Consider the following 22,453-nt stretch of genomic DNA (forward strand, 5'->3'; position numbering starts at 1 on the left):
GAATAGCGATTTATCATTATTCATTAAAATCATTAAATCGCATATTAAAATTTTTACTTCAAAATAAAAATATGTATAAAAAATTATTATATTTTAATAACCTTTTAACTCAAAAATTTTAAAATTAAAAAAAATTATAAAAGCATTATTTTTTTCATTAGAAAGGTTTTTTTAAAATATAGTCAACAATAATGAAAACCAAAAATAAAATCTTTACTTATATCACTATTTTATTACTTTTTTTATTTATTATAAACATTAACGCTCAAGTAGTATCTAATTATAATAAAGTAAATTCAATTCAAAATATAGATAATTTTGACATTGTTAAAAAATTAAAAAGAACTTTTCCCGAATTAAGAAATAATAATGAATTATTAAAAAAAATAATTCAAATAATTTCTCAAGAATTACAAAAAAATATTTACAACGAAGACGAAAAGAAAACCAATAATTTAACCAACGATTTGTATTTAATAGAAAAATATAATCTTTTATCAGATTTTAGTAGTTCTATTGAACAAACAACAATTGACTTGGATCAAGCTTTAGTGGTTTTTGTAGGAAATAAAAACGATTATTATAATTATAATTATTATTTAAACGCGAAAAAAAATAACTTTCAAGCTTCTGGAGATTTATTTTGGCATTCTTGGACGCCCAAAAATTTTTCTATTGTTTCGAAAACATATTTGCAATTTTTTATTGATAATTACTTTCATTTTTTTCTTCAAGAAACACAAATTAACCATCAAAGGGAACAAATTGAAGAACAAATTTCAATTAACAATCAATTAGAAAGCAAAATTGCTGCTAAAGAAAAAGAGTTGCTGGAAAATCAAGCCTTAACGGAACAACAAAAAAGAGAATTGCAAAATGAAATTAGTTATTTTCAAAATCAATTAAACGAACAAGAAGTAAAAATGAATTCTTTAAAAGCAAATATTTCTGATTTAGAAACGAAATTAATAACTCAAGAAAGAGAAATCCAAAAAATAACAGATATTAATTTAGTTGAAAAAAATAATTTAAAAACGGAAATCCAACGTCAAAAAAATTTAATTTCGCATAATCAAAATAATTTCTCCAATTTAGAATCCAGATATTTAATTCTTCAAGCAGATTTGCAAAAGAAAGAAAATGTAATTAAAGCGCAAACCGCACAACTTCAAAATCAAGAAACACAAATTAACCATCAAAAAGAACAAATTGAAGCACAAATTTCAATTAACAATCAATTAGAAAGCAAAATTGCTGCTAAAGAAAAAGAGTTGCTGGAAAATCAAGCCTTAACGGAACAACAAAAAAGAGAATTGCAAAATGAAATTAGTTATTTTCAAAATCAATTAAACGAACAAGAAGTAAAAATGAATTCTTTAAAAGCAAATATTTCTGATTTAGAAAAGAAATTATCAACTCAAGAAAGAGAAATCCAAAAAATAACAGATATTAATTTAGTTGAAAAAAATAAGTTAAAAACGGAAATCCAACGTCAAAAAAATTTAATTTCGCATAATCAAAATAATTTCTCCAATTTAGAATCCAGATATTTAATTCTTCAAGCAGATTTGCAAAAGAAAGAAAATGTAATTAAAGCACAAACCGCACAACTTCAAAATCAAGCAACACAAATTAACCATCAAAAAGAACAAATTGAAGCACAAATTTTAATTAACAATCAATTAGAAAGCCAAATTGCTGCTAAAGAAAAAGAGTTGCTGGAAAATCAAACCTTAACGGAACAACAAAAAAGAGAATTGCAAAATGAAATCAATTATTTTCAAAATCAATTAAACGAACAAGAAGTAAAAATGAATTCTTTAAAAGCAAATATTTCTGATTTAGAAACGAAATTATCAACTCAAGAAAGAGAAATCCAAAAAATAACAGATATTAATTTAGTTGAAAAAAATAAGTTAAAAACGGAAATCCAACGTCAAAAAAATTTAATTTCACATAATCAAAATAATTTCTCCAATTTAGAATCCAGATATTTAATTCTTCAAGCAGATTTGCAAAAGAAAGAAAATGTAATTAAAGCACAAACCGCACAACTTCAAAATCAAGCAACACAAATTAACCATCAAAAGGAACAAATTGAAGCACAAATTTTAATTAACAATCAATTAGAAAGCCAAATTGCTGCTAAAGAAAAAGAGTTACTGGAAAATCAAGCCTTAACTGAACAACAAAAAAGAGAATTGCAAAATGAAATCAATTATTTTCAAAATCAATTAAACGAACAAGAAGTAAAAATGAATTCTTTAAAAGCAAATATTTCTGATTTAGAAACGAAATTATCAACTCAAGAAAGAGAAATCCAAAAAATAACAGATATTAATTTAGTTGAAAAAAATAAGTTAAAAACGGAAATCCAACGTCAAAAAAGTTTAATTTCGCATAATCAAAATAATTTCTCCAATTTAGAATCCAGATATTTAATTCTTCAAGCAGATTTGCAAAAGAAAGAAAATGTAATTCAGGCGCAAAAAGAAAATATGAAAGATTTTGCCCAAAATGCTATTTCGAAAATGAATGAATCCCAGAGCAACATAAATAATTCAATTAAAGATTTAACTCAACAAATTATTGCTGCAAATAAACTCAAAGAAGAAGAAAAGAAAATCATTAATAACTCAAAAAGCCCTAAAAAATTTCAAGTTGAAGTTTCTAAACTACCAACTTTAGGTGAAGTGATTGGTTTTCGTGAAGAAATAGAGCAACTCAAAGATTTTCTAAGTTATTTAAAAAACCCTAACAAATATAATAAAATAGGAGTTAGAAAACCTCCAAAAGGAGTCTTGTTGTATGGCCCTCCAGGAACTGGTAAAACTTTTTTAGCCAAAGCAATCGCCAAAGAAGCCAATTTACCTTTTTTTGCTCTTAATTCAAGTGACTTTTCTAAGTCTTATCTCGGAGAAGGCCCTAAATTAATTAACGATGTCTTTGAAGAAGCGAGAAAGAAATCGCCTAGCATCATTTTTATTGATGAATGTGAAAGTGTTTTTCGCAGTCGTATTAGCAATAAAAGTTCGCATTCAGATCATGATAATATGATTGCAGCTTTCTTAACTCAAACAGAAGGGTTTAAAACGGACCCGAAACATCCTGTTTTTTTAATGGGGGCTACCAATTATAAAGATGAAATTGATTCTGCTATTTTAAGTCGTTTCAATAGACATATTAAAGTAGATTTATTAAATGTTTCAGATAGAATTAAATTTATTAAAACTTTAGCGAATTCTTATAAAATAGACATTAGAGCCTACCAATATTTAAATAAAGTGATTGAAATAACGGAAAAATTTGGTGACGATACATTGAAAACACAAAGAAAATTAATAGATATTTTAGATCAAGCCGCTATTAAAGCAATCCAAAAGCATGACCATTTAAATATTTTGCCAGTTGATTTTCAATTTTCTTTATCCGCTCAAATGAATCAAAATTTCAATTGGGAAAATCATGAACATAACCAATATTTATTAACAGATTTGGAAAATTTAAAAGAATATAAAAATATTCCAATTCAACATATATACCGAGATACAAACGCTTTTCATAATAACAAAGGGGATAAATATTTCCAATTTATTAATAATGAACCTCTTTCCTTTCATCAAAAAATATACAACTCTCGTAATCAAAAAATAAAAATTATTAATTTTTCTAAAAACCGTGAGCAAATTAAAAAATTTTATGGAACTCTTAACTTCCTTCCTGATGAATTATTAGGTTTTTATTTTGAAGATGAAACCCCAAATCAGGAAGACACTGATATTTATGAAGCTACTACTTTGGAAGAATTTTTAGACATTAGGAAAAAAAATACCAAAAAAATTTATTTTATTTGGAAGATTGATAAAATATCGCAAAACATGGATTTTGCTCAAAAATTAATAGAGAATATAAACATCAAACAACCTTTTTTAAAAAACCAAAAATTTTTAGAAGAAATTTATTTATCAGCTCTAAGACAAGATATAACTTTTGAAGAAATTCAACAAATAGTTGAAAACAAGATTAAAGAATTCAAAAATATACTAAATAAAAAAATTAATAATCCAAATATATTTTCAAATTCTTGGTTAAATCAAGAAGAATTAACAACGATAATTACAGAAGAAATAGATCAAAATTTTGAAAAACCTTATTATTCTATCAATGAAATTGAAAAAATTGTTTTAGACAACGTCTATCAAAAAATTTTAGAAGACAAAAAAACAAAAACCAAAAATAAAATTAACGAATTATTAAATAATTTGCAAATTAATCATCCTTGGTTTTCTCAAGATACAATTACATCTTTTAAAAGATTATTATATAATAAAAACAACCAATTATATTTATCGCCATTAAATTTCCAAAATATAAATATGGAAACTATTTGCAATAATTTTGAAAACATCAAAAACCATCATCTCATAAAAATAATTGATGATGAATGGGTTAAAAAATTAAATTCTTTTAATTTCTGCCATCCTTCTTTGACCCAAAAAAAAATTAAAAAAATTATCACAAACAAAATAAAATCAGAATTATTTAGTCCTGAAACTTCTTTAGAAAAAATTAATGAAGAAATCCAAAAAACAATAGATGAACGCGAAATTATAATCCTTGATGAATTTCAAAAAGAAATGTCTGAAAATATCGAGCAACTATTAATAGAAAGAGATTTTTATAAAAACGCATCATCAAACCAAATAACGGCCATTCAAAAAGAATCTTTATCACTGATTAAACAAGAATTAAAAAAAGCTAATTCCAATGAAAACAAAATAAAACAAAAAATAAAAAAATTTATTACAAATTACCAAATAACTTCTTCAAACAGTTTATTATCGTATTTTAAAGACAAAATAATACTTGTTGTAGTTGTAGTTGTTGTTTCGATTCTTTTGTTGGGTTTTGTCATCAGAAAAAGAAAAAAATAATCTTGGAAAAAGAGGAAACAATCAAAAAAATAGTATGATAAATTTTCTTGATTTTCGTTTTTTAAACGAGCTTTAAAGGTCAAAAAAATAATTGTTTTTGGTGGTTAAATTTTATAAGTAAAAAAATATTATAATGTTTCGGTTATTTTTAAAAGAGTCTTTCAATAAGTTAAAATAGTTGATGGCAGTCATTTTTTAAATATTTTAAATCTTTCAAAATAAACTTTTTAAGTATATCTTATTTTTTTCAGTTGTTTTTAAAGCAGTTGCGATAAATGAAAAAATGAGTCATCAAAAATTAAAACGGATGCTTGAGAAAAAATAGGAAATGGGCATTTTTTTAACTATCTCCTTAACAATTCTTTCCCAAAAAATTAAATATTTCAAATTTAAATATTTATAGACTAACTTTTTAGTTAGTTTTTTTTATATTTAAATAATATAAAGATTTTAACAAATTTTATTATAATAAATGATTTATTTTTATTATCTTAATTTTGATAGATTGTGAAGCGTATGTATTTATGGGGTGTTGATTTTTTTGACATTTTTTTGTTTTAAAAATATTCTTTAAAACTGAAATAAATAGATAATTCCATATTTTTTAAAACTAACAAAAAAATAATTAAACTAAAAAAAACATTTAATTTTTTCATAATTTAGTAAATGCATGAAATATTTTTAATTTTTATCCCTCTGTTATACATAAGTAAAAAGACATTAAAAAAAATTGCCTATAAATCTCTGCTGATTTTTTAATTTTAAAACAAATGATAAAAAAATTAAATCCCACTTCTTTGAAAATTAAGTCTAAGATTTTCAAATGAGATGCTGAAAAAATTAGGACACTTTTTAAAAATACAAGTTAAAAACGAAAATAAAAACTTAATTCAAAATGATTTTCACACTGAAAACCTAAAAGAAAAAATGTCAACTGATTTCACTTTTATTCTTTATGGTCCCAAAGTTAGATTTCTTTATTTATCAGCAATAATGGATTTTAAAAACCGTGAAATTTAGTGATAAAGCCGACCATAATTTTGTCTTAGAAACCTTAACAGGATTGAAAGTAAGACCAAATATTATCCTTCACGCCGACCTAGGTAGTGTTTATATTTGTAAATGGTACCGCCAAGCCTTTTTGGATATGGGTATAAAACAAAGTTTTTCTGAAAAAGCAAGTACCGCCCAAAATGCCCTTATTGAGCCTTTTTGTATCCGTCTTAAATGTGAGACTTTTTATTTAATTAAAAACCGCTTAAAATATTTAACTAGTGAGAAAGTAATAAAAATTGTTGCTGATTATAACCATAATTATAATCATTCTAGAATGATTAAATACAATAATAATTTATCGCCTTTACAAGCAAGACAACAAGCATAATATAGTTAAATTTAATAAAAATTGGCTCTAAATCATTTAACGATTAAGAGCCTTTTAGTGTTGATAATTAATAATGTTTTTATCTTTTAACTTTTGTGCTTGTTCTTGTAATTTTTTTTGTTTTTCGTAATAAAAAACACTAATGGGGAAATATTTATGAAAATTAATAGTTTTATTAAAATATTTTTCAAAATATTCAAAACCAAACCATTTTAAAAGATAAACATAAAAAACCCAAAAATCACCTAGTCTATACCATAAAGAGCCTGGATATACAAATACACCAAAAGTAAAAAATAAAGCAACTAGAACCAAAATAATTTGCTTCACCTTCTTTTCTTGTTTCAAGAAAATAGATGCTAACAACAACATCAACGATAACAAAAAAATAAAAAACATTATTTTAGAAGTTCTTTTTTTAAATATTGATGATATATATAATATTTGTCATTATAATGGATAGATTCGCCTAAATCAATATTTTTCAATGTTTTCCTTGATGTGGATCTTTATAAATTAATTCTTTACCTTGAGATATTTTAAAACCGAGGTAAAAAGGGGCACTTAATAAAGTTATACATGAAACAAGATAAAACGGGAAAGCAATAATTTGATTTTGGGATAAAAATCTATATACATTTTTTGTATCTAAAATACAAAAAACGAAACTTGAAATTAAAATTAAAAAAAGATGGTTTTTTTGATAATATTTTTTATCATAATTATTTCTCCTTAATTTTTTGGATCAATAATTTAACTACCATGAAAATAATTTACTAAAAATATCTTTAAAACCGTAACAAATATCTTTGCTAGTATTTATAGTAGCTTCTGCGACACCTACAACAGCTCCTTCTGTTAATCTGCCAGTGTTTTCTAAAAGATCCAAAGGTATTTCAATAGGTTTATAATTTTGGTCGTTTACTCCATTTATAACACCTTCAAAAAAGTTAGTTGGATAATTAACTGCTTTACCAAAAGTTTTAAAAACTTCTAAACCACTTCTAGCTACATTTCTAACTATTGGAACATCATCTACAATATCAATAGCACCCATGAACAAATATTCGATTTCTCTTATGTTTTGGGAATTTTCTAAAACAACTAGGTTATTTGATACCAAATCAGCTGTTAATTGAGAAAGTCTATTATTTACAACCACATTTAAACCTGAAGCTACGAAATTACCTGCAGACAAGGTTTTAACAGCTTTATTAATTATTTTTTTCTATAAGTTTCTTTGTAATATCTTTCACAAAATTTGTTTTAAAATGTTTTTCAATATCAAAATCGAAATATTTACCCAATTTCATAGTTGGATTATTATCAACATAATGTTGTAATTTACGCCATTGTAACATTTTTAAAGTTGAATCATCCAAATCAGATTTCCAAAAACAATACATATGAGGAGAACCATTGCCCAGCCATCTTAAATCAATAAAATCATAATTTTCGTTTCTTTCATCTCTAGTGCCGCCATCAAAATAAACTGCTAATAAACCATCATCTGAAGTTTTTTTATAACCAATAAATAGAATCATTTCTAGAAGAATTATAAGAAGGTTTGCTTTTAACATAACCATCAAAAGAAGAATTAATATTTTCCTTAATATATTGTTTTACTGTGTTTGCATTAGCATTTTTACTTAAAGCCACATGAACAATTTAAGTCCCCCCCTTATTTTTCTTTCAAAAAAATAATTTTCTTGATAACCAAAAACTTTTTTTTGAGAACTTAAAAATAAAACAAAAAATAATTTATAAAAATTATGTGATTTCAGTTTAAAAGTAATCAAAAAACTCCTTAAAATATTTATAATCAAAAAGAAATCTCATCTTATTTATTTTTGTTTTATTTCATCCCCAAAATAAGTCAGTTACAATTCCTTCATTGCTTGTTTTTATTTTAACATATTTTAAAAAGAAAATTAATTTAAAAATTAAAATAATGATAACTTATTTTGTGAATGCAAAAATATTTTTATTGGATTTTAATGTTAACACAAATTTTTTTACTATTATAATTTTGATAAATTGAGATATTACATCATTTAGGACAATTTTAAAAAAATTTTTTAAGACTGACTTATTTTTTAGTCGATCTTTTTTTGTACCCAATTTATTATAATTGTTTTTATGACTGATTACTGTTTTATATATAAAATAATGCATAAACTAAAAAAATAATTTCCATATCTTTTCTAAAAAAATATTTTCAAAAAGGAAAAAAGATAATGATTGCAGAAACTGATTTCAATAACACTCAACACCAATATTTTTTAAGGCCATTGGGGTGTTACAAAATTTTTTTACACTTTTTTAAAAAACTTTTAAGCCTGTTTTTTTGAAACTTAAAAAGAATTTTTAACTTTGTCTAAAAATGTTTTTTTCCTATAGAAAGGTGAATCGCCAACAAATGCATAATATAATAAAACTAAAAAAATCACAAAAAAATCCTTATAATTTATTTTCTTAGATTATCATAATTCTGATTTGTTATTTTAAGATATTTTGTGATTTTTCATTAATAATTCGCTATAAACATTATAATAATAAATATAAAAAGAGAAAAAAGACTCAATTACTATGAGTCTTTTTTGAAAAAAAGTCTTTATTTATTTAATAAAACATCAATTGGTTTTTTACGAGAAAGTTTAAAAATTGGCAATAAAATAGCAACAAATGTTAAAGCAAAAACATAAAAAATTTGTAAACTTAATAATATCCAACTGTCAGATTTGCTGAAAAAATCAATTATTATTTGAAAATAACTTTTATTATGATTTTTTTCTATTTTTGATTCAAACCAACACACACCAAAAATAGTGAATAACACAATAAAAATACTAGTGATGGAAGAATAAATATATCCTTCACAAAAAAAGATTTTGCTAACAGTAGAACCTTTAGCTCCTAAAGCCCTTAAAGTCCCTATCTCTTTTTTCTTTAATTTAATGCTGGCATTAAAATACATATAAATAAGAAAAAAAGCGATTAAAGTTAGAGCAGGGCACACAATTAAAATAGGTTTGACGATCTTTTCATTTAAATTTTTAATTTCTTTTTGTATTATTTCTTCTTTTTGGCTTGCAGTTAAGTAATACTCTTTTTGTACACTTTCCGCTATATCTTTTTTTATTTCGTTTATCTTAACAAAAAACATTAAACCCACAGCAAAAACAAAAGAAACTAAAGCTAATGTTATGATTGAAAAAAATAATAAAACTTTTTTATTTTTTAAAGCATTAGCTCCAATTTTAAAAGATTTGTTTAAAGATAATTGACTGTTAATTTGTTTAAAAGGGGCCGGTTTAGGATCTAAAAAAACTTCTTTTGTGGGTTCAAAGTCTTCTTTGAAAGGGTTTTTTTGTTGACTTTGAAATAATTTAATCATTTCTTCAGTTAAAACCGCTCCTTTTGTCAATTGAGGTTTTTGTTTTTTAGTTGGATTATTTGTTTTGGATAAATCAGAAATTATTCCCCCATCTTTAAATTCAATTACTCGGTCGCCAAATTTATAAGCATTTTCCGGGTCATGAGAAACTATCAAAACCAAATGTTTTTGGGATAATTCTTTTAAAATTTGTAATACTTGAAGAGCTGTTTCTGAATCGAGATTTCCAGTTGGTTCGTCGGCTAAAATAATTTCAGGGTCTTTAATTAAAGCACGAACAATTGCAACGCGTTGTTTTTGACCTCCTGACAACTCATTAATTTTGCGATTTTGAAAATTTGTCATTTCTACTTTTGTTAATAAATTATTAATTAAGTGATGTTGAGGAACTTTTCCTTGCAATTCTAATGATAAAGCGATATTTTCATAGACGCTCATATTTTCTATTAAATTAAAATCTTGAAAAATAAAACCAACTGTTCCATTGCGATAAGAATCTAGGTCTTTTTGTTGAAAATTATTAGTGGAATGGCCTTTAATGTTGATATTACCAACATCATAAGAATCAAGGCCACCTAAAAGATTTAATAAAGTCGATTTCCCAGAACCTGATTTTCCTAAAATGAAAACTAATCCTTTTTGAGGTAATTTCAAGGAAACGTTATTTAAAGCAAGTGTTCTAAAACCTGTTTTGTTAATAAAAGATTTGCTAACTTTTTGAATATCAATCATTTGATAAACTTCCTTTTTTTATTTTTTATTAATTAATAATTAAAATAAAATGTCAATTTAATAATAGGGATAAAAGACAATTTCATTATATTATATTTATTGTTAACTTTATCTATTTTGGTTTCATAATAAAAAAATACTTTATTTTTTTAATTTATTTGAGATTTAGTGATTATATAGGGTAAATAATTTTTTAATTAAAGTTTAGATTTTGATAGATCAAGAAGCGGAAAAAACCAAAAAAAACTACCTTATTTTAATTTGATAATTTTGAATTAAATTGTCAACGATAATATTCATTCTTTGGTCAATTATTTCTTTTTCTAAATTATTAAAAGGGCTGGAAAAAGATAAGCGAAAAGCTAAAGATAGCTCTTTTTTGTCATTATCAATTTGATAAACATCAAAAAGTTGACAATCAATTAAATCAAGGAAGGAATGTTTTTGAATAGTTTTTTGAACATCTAAAAAAGCATATTGAGAAGCAATTAAAAAAGACAAATCGCGGGTAACAACAGGGAATTTGCTAATAGGATGATATACAATTTTATAGTTTTTGTTTAATAATTGGTCTGATAACAAAATTTCACAAACAAAACTGTCTTTTAAATGATGTTTTTCGTTTAAATTAGGATGTATTTTTCCTATTTTTCCAATTATTTCATTTTGATATAAAATTCCTGCTTGAATCCCTGGATGAAGATTAAGATTAGAAGAACTTTTTTGATAGGTTAGATCAACGCCTAAAAAAGAACTTATTTTTTCCACAACACCTTTTAAAACAAAAAAAGAACTTGTGATATCTTGTTTTTGCCAACCGCCAGTCAATATTTTACCACTTAAAATCAAACCTAGGCTTAATTTTTCTTTTTCTGGGTGATACACTTTACTGATTTCAAAAAAAGCATTATCAAAATTTTTTCTTTTGTGTTGGTAGCTCATTACTTCAATTAAGCCACTTAATAAACTTTGTCTTAAAATAACTTTATCTTGCGATAAAGGGTTTAATATTTGGATTATTTCTTTTTGATAATTAAAACATTCAAACATTTCTTGACTAATTAAACTATAAGTTACTGTTTCGTAAAAACCTAAATTAACCAAGATTTTTTTTAATTCCCTGAGGTTTTTTTGTTTTAAAGTCATTTTAATTTGTTTATTTTGGTTTTTTTTGTTAACAAGTAAATTTTTGCAGCCGTAAAGACGGACTAAATCAGCAATAACATTTTCTTTAATTTTAATATCATATCTACGAAAAGGAGGGATTACTTTTAAATTGTTGCCGTCTACATTCAAAATTTGATAACCTAGATTTAATAGCCAGTTTTTAGTTTGAGATAATAAAAACGTAATGCCCGTTTTTTTCTTGACATCATCTAAATTTAAATCAATTACTTTTGGCTTAATGACTTCGCTTTTTTTATTTATCGGTTGATAAGTTATTGTTGCATCAGCTAGTTTGATTAAAAGTTCGCATGCTTTTTTTAAAGCCAAAGGGATTAATTCGGGGTTTACTCCTCTTTCGAAACGCAAAGAACTCATAGTTTTAATTTTTAATTTTTGGCTAGTTTGGGAAATGCTTTCTGGTTTAAAATAAGCACATTCTAAAATGATGTTTTTAGTGTCTTTTTTGATACCACTTTCCAAAAGACCTATGATACCTGCCAAAGCAATGGGAGTTGTTCCGTCTGTAATAACCAAATCACGAGAGTCTAATTCAAAGGCGTTTTCATTTAAAGTTGTAATTTTTTCTTGTGGTAGGGCTTGTCTTACTTTAATTTCTTTAATATTTGAAGAATCAAAAGCATGCAAAGGAATTCCGTATTCAAGCATGATTAAGTTTGTAACGTCAACAACATTATTGATTGGTTTTATGTCTGAATGTAAAAGTGTATTTCTTAACCACAAAGGAGAGGGTTTGATTGTTATATTTTCTAATATACAAGCATGATATTCTAAACAAGCATTGCTTTCAAGGTTTACTTTTAAAGGAGAAGTTTTTTTAGTAGCAAAAAAGTTTTCTACATTTTCTAAACTTTGATTGTCTTTGGAAAAATCACCACAATCATCAGTAAAAGTATTATCAGAAAAAGATATACTTTTTAAAACAGCAGCTAAATCCTTTGCAAAACCAAAATAAGATAAAAGATCGGCACGATTAGGAGTGACTCCTAATTCTAAAAAAAAACCCGCCAAACCTAAAGGAATTAAAGCGTTACTACCTAATTTTATTTCATCTTGCGTGTCTTGAAAAAAATAAATGCCGGTTTTTTCTTCTGAAGTTAAAATGGAAGAATCAATTCCTAATTCTTCTAAAGCACAAAGCATACCTTCAGAAAAAACACCATAAATTTTTTTATTTTTAAGAGTTGTTTGAAAACCTTCTAAAAAAGAACCTTCTAAAGCAACAATTACTTTACCGTTATTATCTAAATTAGTGGCGCCACAAACAATTTTTAAAATTCTTGTTCCTATGTCAACTGTAACTAAGTTGAGTTTTTGTGAGCCAGTAATTTTTTGATATTCAAGAATTTTTCCAACAACTAAATTAGTATTTTGAGAAATAGGCCGCAAAGTTTCGACTTCATTAATATAATTATTAATCAAATCAAAAAGTTTATTAGTTTTGGGTAAATTCGAAAAATGTTTTTTTAAAATGGGTTCAAGAATTTTCATGTTTAACCTTCTTTGAAAATTGTTTTAAAAAGCGGATATCGTTTTGATAAAAATGACGAATATTTTCAATTTGATATTTGATCATAGCAATTCTTTCGATGCCAATTCCGAAGGCAAAACCTTGATATTTTTCGGGATTATAATTAGCATTCAACAAAACTTGGGGATGAACCAAACCCGCTCCCAAAATTTCTAAATATTCTTTACTGTTATCTTTTTTGCGAATTACTAAATCAACTTCAATGCTTGGTTCTGTAAAGGGGAAATAAGAAGGTCTTATATTTATTTCTTGAGAATCGCCAAAAAGTTCTTTAATGATTGTTAAAATGGTTTCTTTTAAATTCAAAAAATTAATCTTTTGATCGATAACCAATCCTTCTAATTGCATAAATTGATGACTGTGAGTGGCATCATCGTTATCTTTGCGAAAAACTTTACCAGAAGAAATAATTTTCAATGGTTTCCCTTCATTAGCCAACATTTCTTTAACTTGAATATTGGAAGTGTGGGTTCTTAAAAGTTTTTGGGGGTTAATATAAAAAGAATCTTGCATTGCTCGGGCGGGATGGTTTTTGCCAATATTTAACATTTCAAAATTATAAAAATCACTTTCAATTTCATTGCCATCTTTAATTTCGTATCCTAAAGACAAAAATAAATCTTCTAATTGTTCGATAATTTGGTAAAGAGGGTGAATGCTTCCTGTCGAAAAATTAAAACCCGGTAAATTCACATCAACACTTTCTTGCATTAACTCTAAGTTCATTTTTTGCGTTTTTAAATATTGTTTTTCTTTTTGCAAAGATAAAATAATTGTTTTTTTAAATTCATTGATTAATTTTCCGATTGCAGGTTTTTTTTCTGAAGGAATATTTTTTAAAGTTTGGTTTAATTCTTGCAAAAAGCTTTTTTTTCCTAAAAATTTTTGTTCTAAATAAATTAAATTTTCTAAACTATTTTTGTTTTTTGCTAAATCATGTTCAAATTTTTCTTTTAAAAGATTGATTTTATTATGCATAATATTTCCTTTCTTTTAAGAATTTAGCCGATATATCCAAGAAATAATATTCCCTTCAGTTAAAAAAGAAAGCCACATTGCCAAAGTAGCTCCTAAAAAGACTCCTAAAGAAACGCCAATAGTTCCTTTTTTAATTCCTAAAATAAATCCTCCTAAAAACATCCCAGAAAAAATCGCTGTTAAATGGCATTTCGTTTCTAAATCGGCTGGATCGTCGGTGAAATATGTGTTTTTCAATAAATAGATAATGACTAAATTCAAAAGCAAAGCAATAAAAAAAATTGCTATATGAAAATATTTATTTTTTAATAAATTTGTATAAGGACGGCTGTCACTAGGTTGCAATTTATTTTTTTTAATGACGGCTTTTTTTGGGATTGTATTCATTTTTTTAATTTCCTTTTTAATATATTAAGTCATGTTTTTGAAAAAAATCGAATAAACGATCGTTTTGAATATCAGGGGCTATTAATTTAGCTATTTTTTTTAAATAGTCGTATTTAGTGTTTTCCATAAGAATAGATAAATTAGCTGCTCGAAACATTTCTTCATCGTTGCAACCATCTCCCACACAAATTAACTGATGATCGGGATATAATTTTTGAATGGGTGCAATTCCATAAGCTTTACTAACTACTTTGGCACTTAAACTGACAGCGCCACTTTTCCAAAAATAAGCATTAAATTGACTAAATTCCTTTAAAAAATTAACTACTCTTTGTACATCATGATGAAATAAATTAATTTTATAAATGGGTTCATTTAAGGATGGTTGCTGGCCGCATTCTTCATTAATCATAAATTCTTTACTATCAGCATCTATTTGAAAAAGATTGTTTTTTTTTCCAAAGAAAAATTAAAAATTTGGTTTCCAGCTTCTAAAGCTTTTTGATTAATTTTTAAAACATCTTGTAGAGGTATTACTTGTTTTTGGATGATTTTTTCTTTTTCAAAAGTAATGGCTCCATTAAAAACAATAAAATAACGAAACAATTTTTTAAGTTCTTGTAAAACTCTAAGTCCTGATTGACTTCTGCCGGTAGCTATTCCTAAAACATTATTGCGATTTTGTGATAATTGATGTAATAATTTTTGGGTTTGCGGAGGAATAATTTTTTTTTCATTGTTATATAAAGTATGATCGATATCAAAAAAAAATAATCTCTTTTTCGTCATAAATTAAAAAACCTTCTTTCCTAGAATAATTATATAAATAATTATTAATTAATTTCTCAGTTTTGCAAATTAATGCAATAACTTTTGGGTTTGAGGAGGAATAATTTTTCTCATTGTTGCATAAAGTATTATCAATATCAAAAAAATAATCTCTTTTCCGTCATAAATTAAAAAAACTAATCTTTCCTAGAATAATTATATAATAATTATTAATTAATTTTCTTGGTTTTTCCAAAAGATAATCTTTTTTTATTATTATAGAAGATATAAACGATATCCAAAAAAACACTTTTTTATTATCATTCGTAATTATTGATGCATTATTTTATGTAATCATCAAGGTTAAAACCAAAAACCTTTTTTTGTCTTTCTTTTAATTCATGTGATAAAAATTCTTCATATTCAACAATGTGATAGTTTGGTAAAAAACGATAATATTTAACTTCATTTAAAGCTTGATTGTGAAATAAAGTTTTTCGATTCAAACCCATTTGATCAAGTGCACCACCTAAAATTAAATTAGTGAGAATAGTTTCGTTTAAACAAAAAAATAACCTTTGTTTAAATTCTTTAAAAGATAAAGTGAAATTTTTTTTATGACGCTCTTGGATTAATTCTTTACAAAAATTACTATTCACTCCTTTAATTAAGCTTAAAGGTAAAAATAATTGATTATTTTTGAAATAATATTGATCAGAGCTAACAAAAATATTTGGTTTGACTAAGGTAATTCCTGCTTGAAAGGCTTCCTTCAATAAAGCCTTAGTTTGCAAAGGATCATTAAGAGAATCATTTAATAAAATTGTCATAAATTCAATAAAATAGTGAGTTTTTAAATAAGCCATACGATAACTAATCAAAGAATAAGCAACACTATGACTTTTATTAAAACCATAATTAGCAAATTTTAAAATATAATCATAAATTTGATTAGATAAAGAAAGACTGTGACCTTCTTTTTGAGTTTTTTCAAGAAAATATTTTTTTTCTTTTAATAAGACAGTTTTATCTTTTTTGCTGATTGCTCTTCGAAAAAGGTCTGCTTCAGCTAGGCTATATTTGGCAAAAAGGGAAGCTATTTGCATAATTTGTTCTTGATAAAGGATGACTCCATGAGTTGGTTTTAAAATATGATCAATCAACGAATCAAAATAAATTTTTTGGGAATTGAATTGCTTGCGATTTTTTAAAAACAAATCAAAAGAATCGATGGGACCTGGGCGATTCAAAGCTAATAAGGCAACTAAATCTTCAAAATTGTTAGGAGCCATGCGGGTTAAAATCTTTTTGGCGTTGCCAGATTCCAATTGAAAAACTCCCAATGTTTTTGCGTTTGACAAAAGTTGATAAGTTTTGGGGTCATTTAAAGGAATAGAAAATAAATTAAAATCTTTTTGACTTTCTTTAATTGCTGCAATTATTTGTTCTATGATAGTAAGACTATGAAGGCCTAATAAATCTATTTTTAACAAACCCATTGTTTCTAATTCTTTTGCTTCCCATTGAGTTTGCAATAAATTTAGGTGATTTGATTTTTGTAAAGGAATATTTTGTAATAAGTTATCTTTGCTTAAAATAATCCCTGCAGGATGGGTTCCTGTAAAACGAGGTAGGCCTTCTAAAAATGATGCTATTTGTAACAAATTCTTGATTTGGTCATCTAAATCATCAGTTATTTGGTTTGGTTTTTGGTTTTCTAAAAAATGAAAAAGTTGTTTTTCTTGAAAAGGCATTAATTTTTTAAATTTCAATAATTCTTTAATGATGGCATTTTTTTTGGCAAAACTTCCAAAAGTAATAATATTTGCCACGTGATGTAAACCGTATTTTTGACGAATATACTGAATTACTATTTCTCTTTTATTATCAGGGAAATCAAGGTCAATATCTGGCATTGTTTTTCTTTGAGGATTCAAAAACCTTTCAAAAATAAGATTATATTTTAAAGGGTCAATTTCTGTAATTTCTAAACAAAAACAAACCAAAGAACCAGAAGAAGAACCTCTTCCAGGACCTACTAAAATATTGTTTTTTTTAGCGTACTTGACTAAATCACTTACAATTAAAAAATAATTTTCGTAATTCAAATCATTAATGATTTTTAATTCTTCGTTAATTCTTTGGGCGTATTTTTCATATTTTGATTTTGAAGGATTTAAAAATTTTTCTAATCCTTGATAAACTATTTTTTTTAAATATTTTTTTGCATCCAAGTTTTGAAAAAGTTTTTTTTCCGGTTTTTCGAAATCAACTTCTTTAGGTAAATCTTTTTCTTTTTTTTCAATAAAATCTAGGTAAGAAGGTAAAGAAAAATTTTTTTTCAAAGGAGTTTGATAATTAATTTTAGGAATTAATTGTTTTAAAGAATCCATGATTTGTGGATATTTTTGATATCTAATATCAAACTCACTTTTAGTTAAAAAAGATAAATCTATTTCAGAATCAATTGTTTTGTTTTTCATTTTAGCCAAAATTTGATAAGTTTCTTGGGCTTTTGCATCATCATAATTCGTTTTGTTGACAGGCAAACAAGGTATTTCAAAATGAGTGCTAAAATCTATAAGATTATCGGATAATTTTTCTAAAAAAAAACTTTGAAAAGAAATTCCTAAAAAAATTTCAGAAAAGATTGTTTTTAATTTTTCTAATACTTCTTGAAATTCATTTTTTTGGTCGTTGACAAAAATTTTTTCCCAAAAAGGACAAAGTCCGCAAATGATAATAAATAAATCTTTTCCTAAAGCTTCTATTTGTTCTAGATGGAGATGGCTTTGAGCTTCTTTTTTGCTTGCAGTTGCTAATTGAATTAAATTTTTTATTCCTTGATCGTTTTTGGCATAAACCAAAAGTTCACCTGTTTGGTTTTTCCATAAAAAATTAATTTTAAGGCCTAAAATAGGTTTTATATCGTGTTTTTGACACAATTGCAAAAAAGTTGGCATTCCGTATAAATTGTAATCATCACTTAAAGCAACGAATTCATAATCATTTTCTTTAGCTTTTAAAACTAATTTTTCTAAAGGTAATAAACTGTCCAACAAAGAATAATAGCTTTGTAAATAAAAAACACCTCTCATAATTAAAACCTTTACTTAAATTTATTTTTTCTTAATAATGTTTTTATTTTTGAAATGAGGAAATAAAATAACATCACGGATATTGGGAGTATCGGTTAAAAGCATCACTATTCGATCAATTCCCATTCCGAGCCCACCAGTGGGAGGCATACCGTAACTTAAGGCATCTAAAAAATCATAATCCATTTCACAAGCCTCATCGTCACCTAATTCTTTTTGTTTTAATTGATTTAAAAAACGTTTTTCTTGTTCGATGGGGTCGTTTAATTCGCTAAAAGCATTCACAAATTCTTTTCCAGCGATAAAAAGTTCAAAACGATCAGTAAAACGAGGGTCATTAAGATTTTTTTTGGCTAAAGGACTAATTTCTAAAGGATGGCCGTAAATAAAAGTAGGCTGGATTAATTTATGTTCAACGTATTTTTCAAAAAAAGCTTCAATAATATGACCTTGACTAAAATGAGACATGACGTTGATATCATGTTGTTTTGCTAATTGTAAACAAGTTTCTTGAGATAATTTTTTTTGGAAATCAATGCCTGTTTCTTTTTTGATAGCATCTGTCATGCTAATTTTTTGAAAAGTTTGAAAACTAATTTTTTTATTTTGGTAATTGATTTCTAAACTTTTTAAAACAGTTTGACAAATATACTGAAGACATTTTTGAGTTAATTCCATCATTCCTTGTATATCAGAATAAGCCTGATAAGCCTCTATAGTGCTAAATTCCGGGTTATGGGTTGCATCCATTCCTTCATTACGGAAAATTCGACCAATTTCATAAACTTTTGGCATACCACCAACAATTAATTTTTTTAAAGGCAGTTCGGTAGCTATCCTTAAATAAAAATCAGAATTTAAAGCGTTATGGCTAGTAATAAATGGCTTGGCAGAAGCTCCGCCCAAAGAAGGTTGCAAAATGGGGGTTTCTACCTCCAAAAAGCCCTCATTATCAAAAAAATTACGAATTGATTTGATAATTAAACTACGAGTTAAAAAAACTTGTCGACTTTTTTCATTAACCATAAGATCTAAATAACGTTTTTTTCTCATCTCTTCGCGGTTTTGCAAACCATGAAATTTATCTGGTAATGGTTTTAAAGATTTAGTTAAATGGATAAAATCTAGAGCTTTAATTGTGAGCTCTTTTGTTTTAGTTTTAAACAAAAAACCTTTAATCCCTACGATATCACCTAAATCACAATTTTGATAAAGAAGGAAAGCATCCCCTAATAAATCAGATCTAAGATAAACTTGAATTTTAAAATTAAAATCTTGTAGATGTAAAAATCCGGCTTTTCCTTGTCCTCTTTTTAAAATAATTCTTCCTGCAATTTTTACATTAACTTTGTTTTCTTCGAACCATTCTTGATCAATGTTTTGATAATTTAAAATAATGTTTTCAATTGTGTGCGAACAAGTGAAATTTTTACCAAAAGGTTCAGTTTTTAATTTTTTCAATTCTTCTATTTTTTGGTGTCTAATTCCTTCTTGTTCTGTCATTTTTTTATTCATTTAATTGTCTCCTAACGTAATTAATTCATTTTTTATTTCAAAACATTATAATTATAATTATACCAAAAAAATAATGTTTTTTTGCCATATATTATGCTTAAAAATATGGACTATTCCATTATTTAGGACAATTTTTATTTTTTAAAATTATTGAAGACTGACTTATTTTTTAGTCGGGCTTTTTTTGTACTCAAAACCAAAAAATACTTTTCATATCTTTTCAAAAAAATATTTTCAAAAAAAGAGAAAAGATAATGATTGAAGATGAACGAGCTTTACTAGGGGTTTTACTTTTAGACTCTAAAAAAAATAGATTCAGTTAGCGATATAATTGCAGAAACCGATTTTAATAATACTCAACACCAATATATTTTTAAGGCAATGCAGGGAGATGATTTTTTTAGAAAAATATTTATAGAAAAATTTGAAAAATTATTTTTAGTCTTAAAATTTTTTTAAAACTTAAAAATATCGTGATAATTTTATATTCTTTAAAATCAACAAAACAAATTAATTAAATTAAAAAGCGTCTATAAATTTTTGGAACATGCCAACAATTTTATTCATCAACGTCCTTTTTTTAAAGACTATATTTAAACTATTTTTTTGAACTTAACTCCGACTACTTTTTAAAAGAAAAAAATAAATGTTATAATATAATTGAAAGAGGTATTTTATGATTTTAATCGAAACTAATCGCCCTTGCGATTTAAAACCTTATTTTTACTATGCTTTAGAAGCTTATGTTCTGAATCATTTATTAAAACAAAACCCAACAGAAAGTTATTTTTTTCTTTGGAAAATTAAAGGAGTTGTTGTTGGCAAAAACCAAATTATTGAAAATGAAGTTAACTTAGATTACCTTCAAAAAAATAAAATTGCTTTATTTAGAAGGCCTACCGGCGGGGGTTGTGTTTATAACGACCCAAAAACCCCACTTTATAGTATTATTACCAAAAAAGAGAAAAATTTTAGTTTTAAACCTTATTTATCTAAAATAGTTCTTGCGTTACAAAACTTAGGATTAAAAGCGGTTTTTAGTGGAAGAAACGATATTTTATTGGAAGGTAAAAAAATTTCTGGTAACGCTTTTTTGCAAAATCAAAATGGAATGGTCACTCACGGCACTTTGCTTTATGATTGCGATTTTAATACCATGATTAATGCAATTACTCCAAACGATCAAAAACTTATTTCTAAAGGAATTGCAAGCGTTCGTTCGAGAGTTGTCAATCTAAAAAAATACCTTCCCCAAGAAATGTCTCAAGAAGCTTTTATGAAATACCTTTCTCAATCTTTAACTGTTAAGACTTATTCATTAAATCCGGAAGAAATCAAAACAATCGAAAAAGATGCCGTAAAATATAGTTTACCTGATTTTTTATTTTTAGAACAACCCGAACACACCAAAATCCTTAAAAGACGATTTTCATGGGGTATGTTAGAAATTTTTTTAAAGATTAGATTTGGCAGAATTCAAAATTTAGCTTTAATCGGAGATTTCTTTCACAAAGAAGATACCCTCAAAGAGTTTTGTCAGGCTTTTGAAGGAGTTAGCTACCAAGTCAAACATTTAAAAAAAGTTTTGTTACAAAACGACATTAATCTTTATATTCTTGATGCTACTAATGATGATTTTTTAAACTTATTAAAGGAAGGGTTTTTAGCAGAAAAACTTAGTTATTAGTTTTTTGCTAAAAATAAAGGAATATTTTTATGTTAAATGATCAAAAAAAAACTTTACAAAAAATTATTATAACTTCGTTTTTATTATTTTTAACTTTTTCTTTGGAATTAATTTTTCGATATACTATTAATTTCGGAACTGCTTGCAACTATTCTTTTTTTAAAATTGAATTACTTTTTATTATTTTAATTGGCTTTCTTTTTGGATTTAAATACAGTTTTTTTGCCAATTTAACATATCTTTTAATTCATTATTCCTTTGAGCGTTTTTTGATGGATTTTTTCTTACCAGAACATTCTCACAATCATGATCATCATGGATTGGAATTAAAAATTTTTCTTTATCGGTTTTTTTTGCCTTATCTTGCTTGTTGTTTATCTGGATTGTTTTATCAAAAAAAAAGAAATCAACTTTTTAAAAAATGGCCTTTAGTCATCACTTTAACAATCATTAGTATAGTTCAAATTTTTTCAAGTATTTTATTTATTGATTTACTAAAAAACGAGTTTTTTCAAGATCAAAACAGCAGTCTTTTGACGCGGTTTGTTTCTGATTGGAAATATTCTACAGGTCTTAATGTTGCTTATAGTTTTTTATCAGTTGTTATTAATAATCTTATAATTGGAGTTTTGCTTTATTTAATTAATTTACGTTTAAAAGACAAGTTAGAGGTTTTAGATAATTTGCAAACAAATTAATTTTAAAATTTGTGAAGGTTTTTTTAATTGTTTTTTAAAACCTAATACTTATTTTGGAGATATTAAATAATTATTAAAAATAAAATAATTTAAATTTAGCGAGATTTTTTTGAATTGATTTGTTACAAAAATATCAAAATAATTATTACAAAATGTTTT

18 protein-coding genes are annotated in these 22,453 nt (G+C 25.4%); 6 read left to right on the forward strand and 12 right to left on the reverse strand.

Annotation, left to right across the window (positions count from 1 at the left end; translation table 11 throughout):
• The first annotated feature begins 191 nt into the window (after positions 1–191).
• From SLY_RS01290 to SLY_RS01300, 3 genes are all read left to right on the forward strand, one after another.
• Positions 192–4,934: an AAA family ATPase gene (locus SLY_RS01290; protein ID WP_015637840.1), complete on the forward strand. Its 4,743-nt coding sequence runs from the start codon at positions 192–194 to the stop codon at positions 4,932–4,934.
• Between the two features lie 828 nt (positions 4,935–5,762).
• On the forward strand, positions 5,763–5,954 hold the full coding sequence (locus tag SLY_RS01295; RefSeq protein WP_012358997.1) for a hypothetical protein: 192 nt from the start codon (positions 5,763–5,765) through the stop codon (positions 5,952–5,954).
• Entirely contained in the window at positions 5,944–6,318 is a 375-nt protein-coding gene (locus tag SLY_RS01300; protein WP_015637842.1) for a transposase, read from the forward strand. The genes SLY_RS01295 and SLY_RS01300 overlap by 11 nt, the downstream gene beginning before the upstream one ends.
• Before the next feature lie 54 nt (positions 6,319–6,372).
• On the opposite strand, the gene SLY_RS01305 is transcribed toward SLY_RS01300, so the two are convergent.
• From SLY_RS01305 to lysS, 12 genes are all read right to left on the reverse strand, one after another.
• On the reverse strand, positions 6,373–6,648 hold the full coding sequence (locus tag SLY_RS01305; protein ID WP_235043288.1) for a hypothetical protein: 276 nt from the start codon (positions 6,646–6,648) through the stop codon (positions 6,373–6,375).
• A 427-nt stretch (positions 6,649–7,075) separates the two neighbouring features.
• On the reverse strand, positions 7,076–7,441 hold the full coding sequence (locus tag SLY_RS01310; protein WP_235043289.1) for a hypothetical protein: 366 nt from the start codon (positions 7,439–7,441) through the stop codon (positions 7,076–7,078).
• A gap of 91 nt (positions 7,442–7,532) precedes the next feature.
• The gene (locus tag SLY_RS01315; RefSeq protein ID WP_015637845.1) at positions 7,533–7,862 is read right to left on the reverse strand and encodes a hypothetical protein; all 330 of its coding nucleotides are present in this window, start codon (positions 7,860–7,862) and stop codon (positions 7,533–7,535) included.
• Positions 7,840–7,977: a hypothetical protein gene (locus tag SLY_RS05395; RefSeq protein ID WP_015637846.1), complete on the reverse strand. Its 138-nt coding sequence runs from the start codon at positions 7,975–7,977 to the stop codon at positions 7,840–7,842. Before SLY_RS05395 ends, SLY_RS01315 begins: the two co-directional genes overlap by 23 nt.
• A gap of 955 nt (positions 7,978–8,932) precedes the next feature.
• The gene (locus tag SLY_RS01325; protein ID WP_015637849.1) at positions 8,933–10,447 is read right to left on the reverse strand and encodes an ABC transporter ATP-binding protein/permease; all 1,515 of its coding nucleotides are present in this window, start codon (positions 10,445–10,447) and stop codon (positions 8,933–8,935) included.
• Between the two features lie 246 nt (positions 10,448–10,693).
• On the reverse strand, positions 10,694–13,123 hold the full coding sequence (gene pheT / locus SLY_RS01330; RefSeq protein ID WP_015637850.1) for a phenylalanine--tRNA ligase subunit beta: 2,430 nt from the start codon (positions 13,121–13,123) through the stop codon (positions 10,694–10,696).
• Complete coding sequence (gene pheS / locus SLY_RS01335) at positions 13,110–14,141, reverse strand: phenylalanine--tRNA ligase subunit alpha (RefSeq protein WP_012359004.1); 1,032 nt, start codon at positions 14,139–14,141, stop codon at positions 13,110–13,112. The genes pheT and pheS overlap by 14 nt, the downstream gene beginning before the upstream one ends.
• A 15-nt stretch (positions 14,142–14,156) precedes the next feature.
• Positions 14,157–14,528, reverse strand: a complete 372-nt coding sequence (locus tag SLY_RS01340; RefSeq protein ID WP_012359005.1) for an ABC-2 transporter permease — start codon at positions 14,526–14,528, stop codon at positions 14,157–14,159.
• Positions 14,529–14,544: 16 nt separating this feature from the next.
• Complete coding sequence (locus SLY_RS05720) at positions 14,545–14,964, reverse strand: HAD family hydrolase (protein WP_320409185.1); 420 nt, start codon at positions 14,962–14,964, stop codon at positions 14,545–14,547.
• Entirely contained in the window at positions 14,961–15,317 is a 357-nt protein-coding gene (locus tag SLY_RS05725) for an HAD family hydrolase (protein ID WP_041784296.1), read from the reverse strand. The genes SLY_RS05720 and SLY_RS05725 overlap by 4 nt, the downstream gene beginning before the upstream one ends.
• Before the next feature lie 320 nt (positions 15,318–15,637).
• Complete coding sequence (gene dnaE, locus SLY_RS01355; protein ID WP_015637851.1) at positions 15,638–18,394, reverse strand: DNA polymerase III subunit alpha; 2,757 nt, start codon at positions 18,392–18,394, stop codon at positions 15,638–15,640.
• A gap of 21 nt (positions 18,395–18,415) precedes the next feature.
• Complete coding sequence (gene lysS, locus SLY_RS01360; protein WP_015637852.1) at positions 18,416–19,909, reverse strand: lysine--tRNA ligase; 1,494 nt, start codon at positions 19,907–19,909, stop codon at positions 18,416–18,418.
• A gap of 309 nt (positions 19,910–20,218) precedes the next feature.
• On the opposite strand from lysS, the gene SLY_RS05870 reads away from it, so the two are divergent.
• From SLY_RS05870 to SLY_RS01370, 3 genes are all read left to right on the forward strand, one after another.
• Entirely contained in the window at positions 20,219–20,368 is a 150-nt protein-coding gene (locus SLY_RS05870; RefSeq protein ID WP_148284452.1) for a hypothetical protein, read from the forward strand.
• A gap of 217 nt (positions 20,369–20,585) precedes the next feature.
• Positions 20,586–21,596: a lipoate--protein ligase gene (locus SLY_RS01365; protein WP_015637853.1), complete on the forward strand. Its 1,011-nt coding sequence runs from the start codon at positions 20,586–20,588 to the stop codon at positions 21,594–21,596.
• Between the two features lie 29 nt (positions 21,597–21,625).
• Entirely contained in the window at positions 21,626–22,294 is a 669-nt protein-coding gene (locus SLY_RS01370; RefSeq protein ID WP_012359010.1) for a hypothetical protein, read from the forward strand.
• Positions 22,295–22,453 lie beyond the last annotated feature (159 nt).

The sequence above is a fragment of the Strawberry lethal yellows phytoplasma (CPA) str. NZSb11 genome (assembly GCF_000397185.1).
In the GTDB taxonomy this organism is placed as follows: Bacteria; Bacillota_I; Bacilli_A; order Acholeplasmatales; family Acholeplasmataceae; genus Phytoplasma; species Phytoplasma australiense.

Coding starts and splice junctions, on each gene's coding strand:
- SLY_RS01325 (WP_015637849.1), bottom strand. CDS start 10,447: ATGATTGATATTCAAAAAGTTAGCAAATCTTTTATTAACAAAACAGGT.
- SLY_RS01315 (WP_015637845.1), bottom strand. CDS start 7,862: ATGATTCTATTTATTGGTTATAAAAAAACTTCAGATGATGGTTTATTA.
- SLY_RS01340 (WP_012359005.1), bottom strand. CDS start 14,528: ATGAATACAATCCCAAAAAAAGCCGTCATTAAAAAAAATAAATTGCAA.
- SLY_RS01290 (WP_015637840.1), top strand. CDS start 192: ATGAAAACCAAAAATAAAATCTTTACTTATATCACTATTTTATTACTT.
- pheS (WP_012359004.1), bottom strand. CDS start 14,141: ATGCATAATAAAATCAATCTTTTAAAAGAAAAATTTGAACATGATTTA.
- pheT (WP_015637850.1), bottom strand. CDS start 13,123: ATGAAAATTCTTGAACCCATTTTAAAAAAACATTTTTCGAATTTACCC.
- SLY_RS05725 (WP_041784296.1), bottom strand. CDS start 15,317: ATGACGAAAAAGAGATTATTTTTTTTTGATATCGATCATACTTTATAT.
- SLY_RS01365 (WP_015637853.1), top strand. CDS start 20,586: ATGATTTTAATCGAAACTAATCGCCCTTGCGATTTAAAACCTTATTTT.
- lysS (WP_015637852.1), bottom strand. CDS start 19,909: ATGAATAAAAAAATGACAGAACAAGAAGGAATTAGACACCAAAAAATA.
- SLY_RS01370 (WP_012359010.1), top strand. CDS start 21,626: ATGTTAAATGATCAAAAAAAAACTTTACAAAAAATTATTATAACTTCG.
- dnaE (WP_015637851.1), bottom strand. CDS start 18,394: ATGAGAGGTGTTTTTTATTTACAAAGCTATTATTCTTTGTTGGACAGT.
- SLY_RS01295 (WP_012358997.1), top strand. CDS start 5,763: ATGCTGAAAAAATTAGGACACTTTTTAAAAATACAAGTTAAAAACGAA.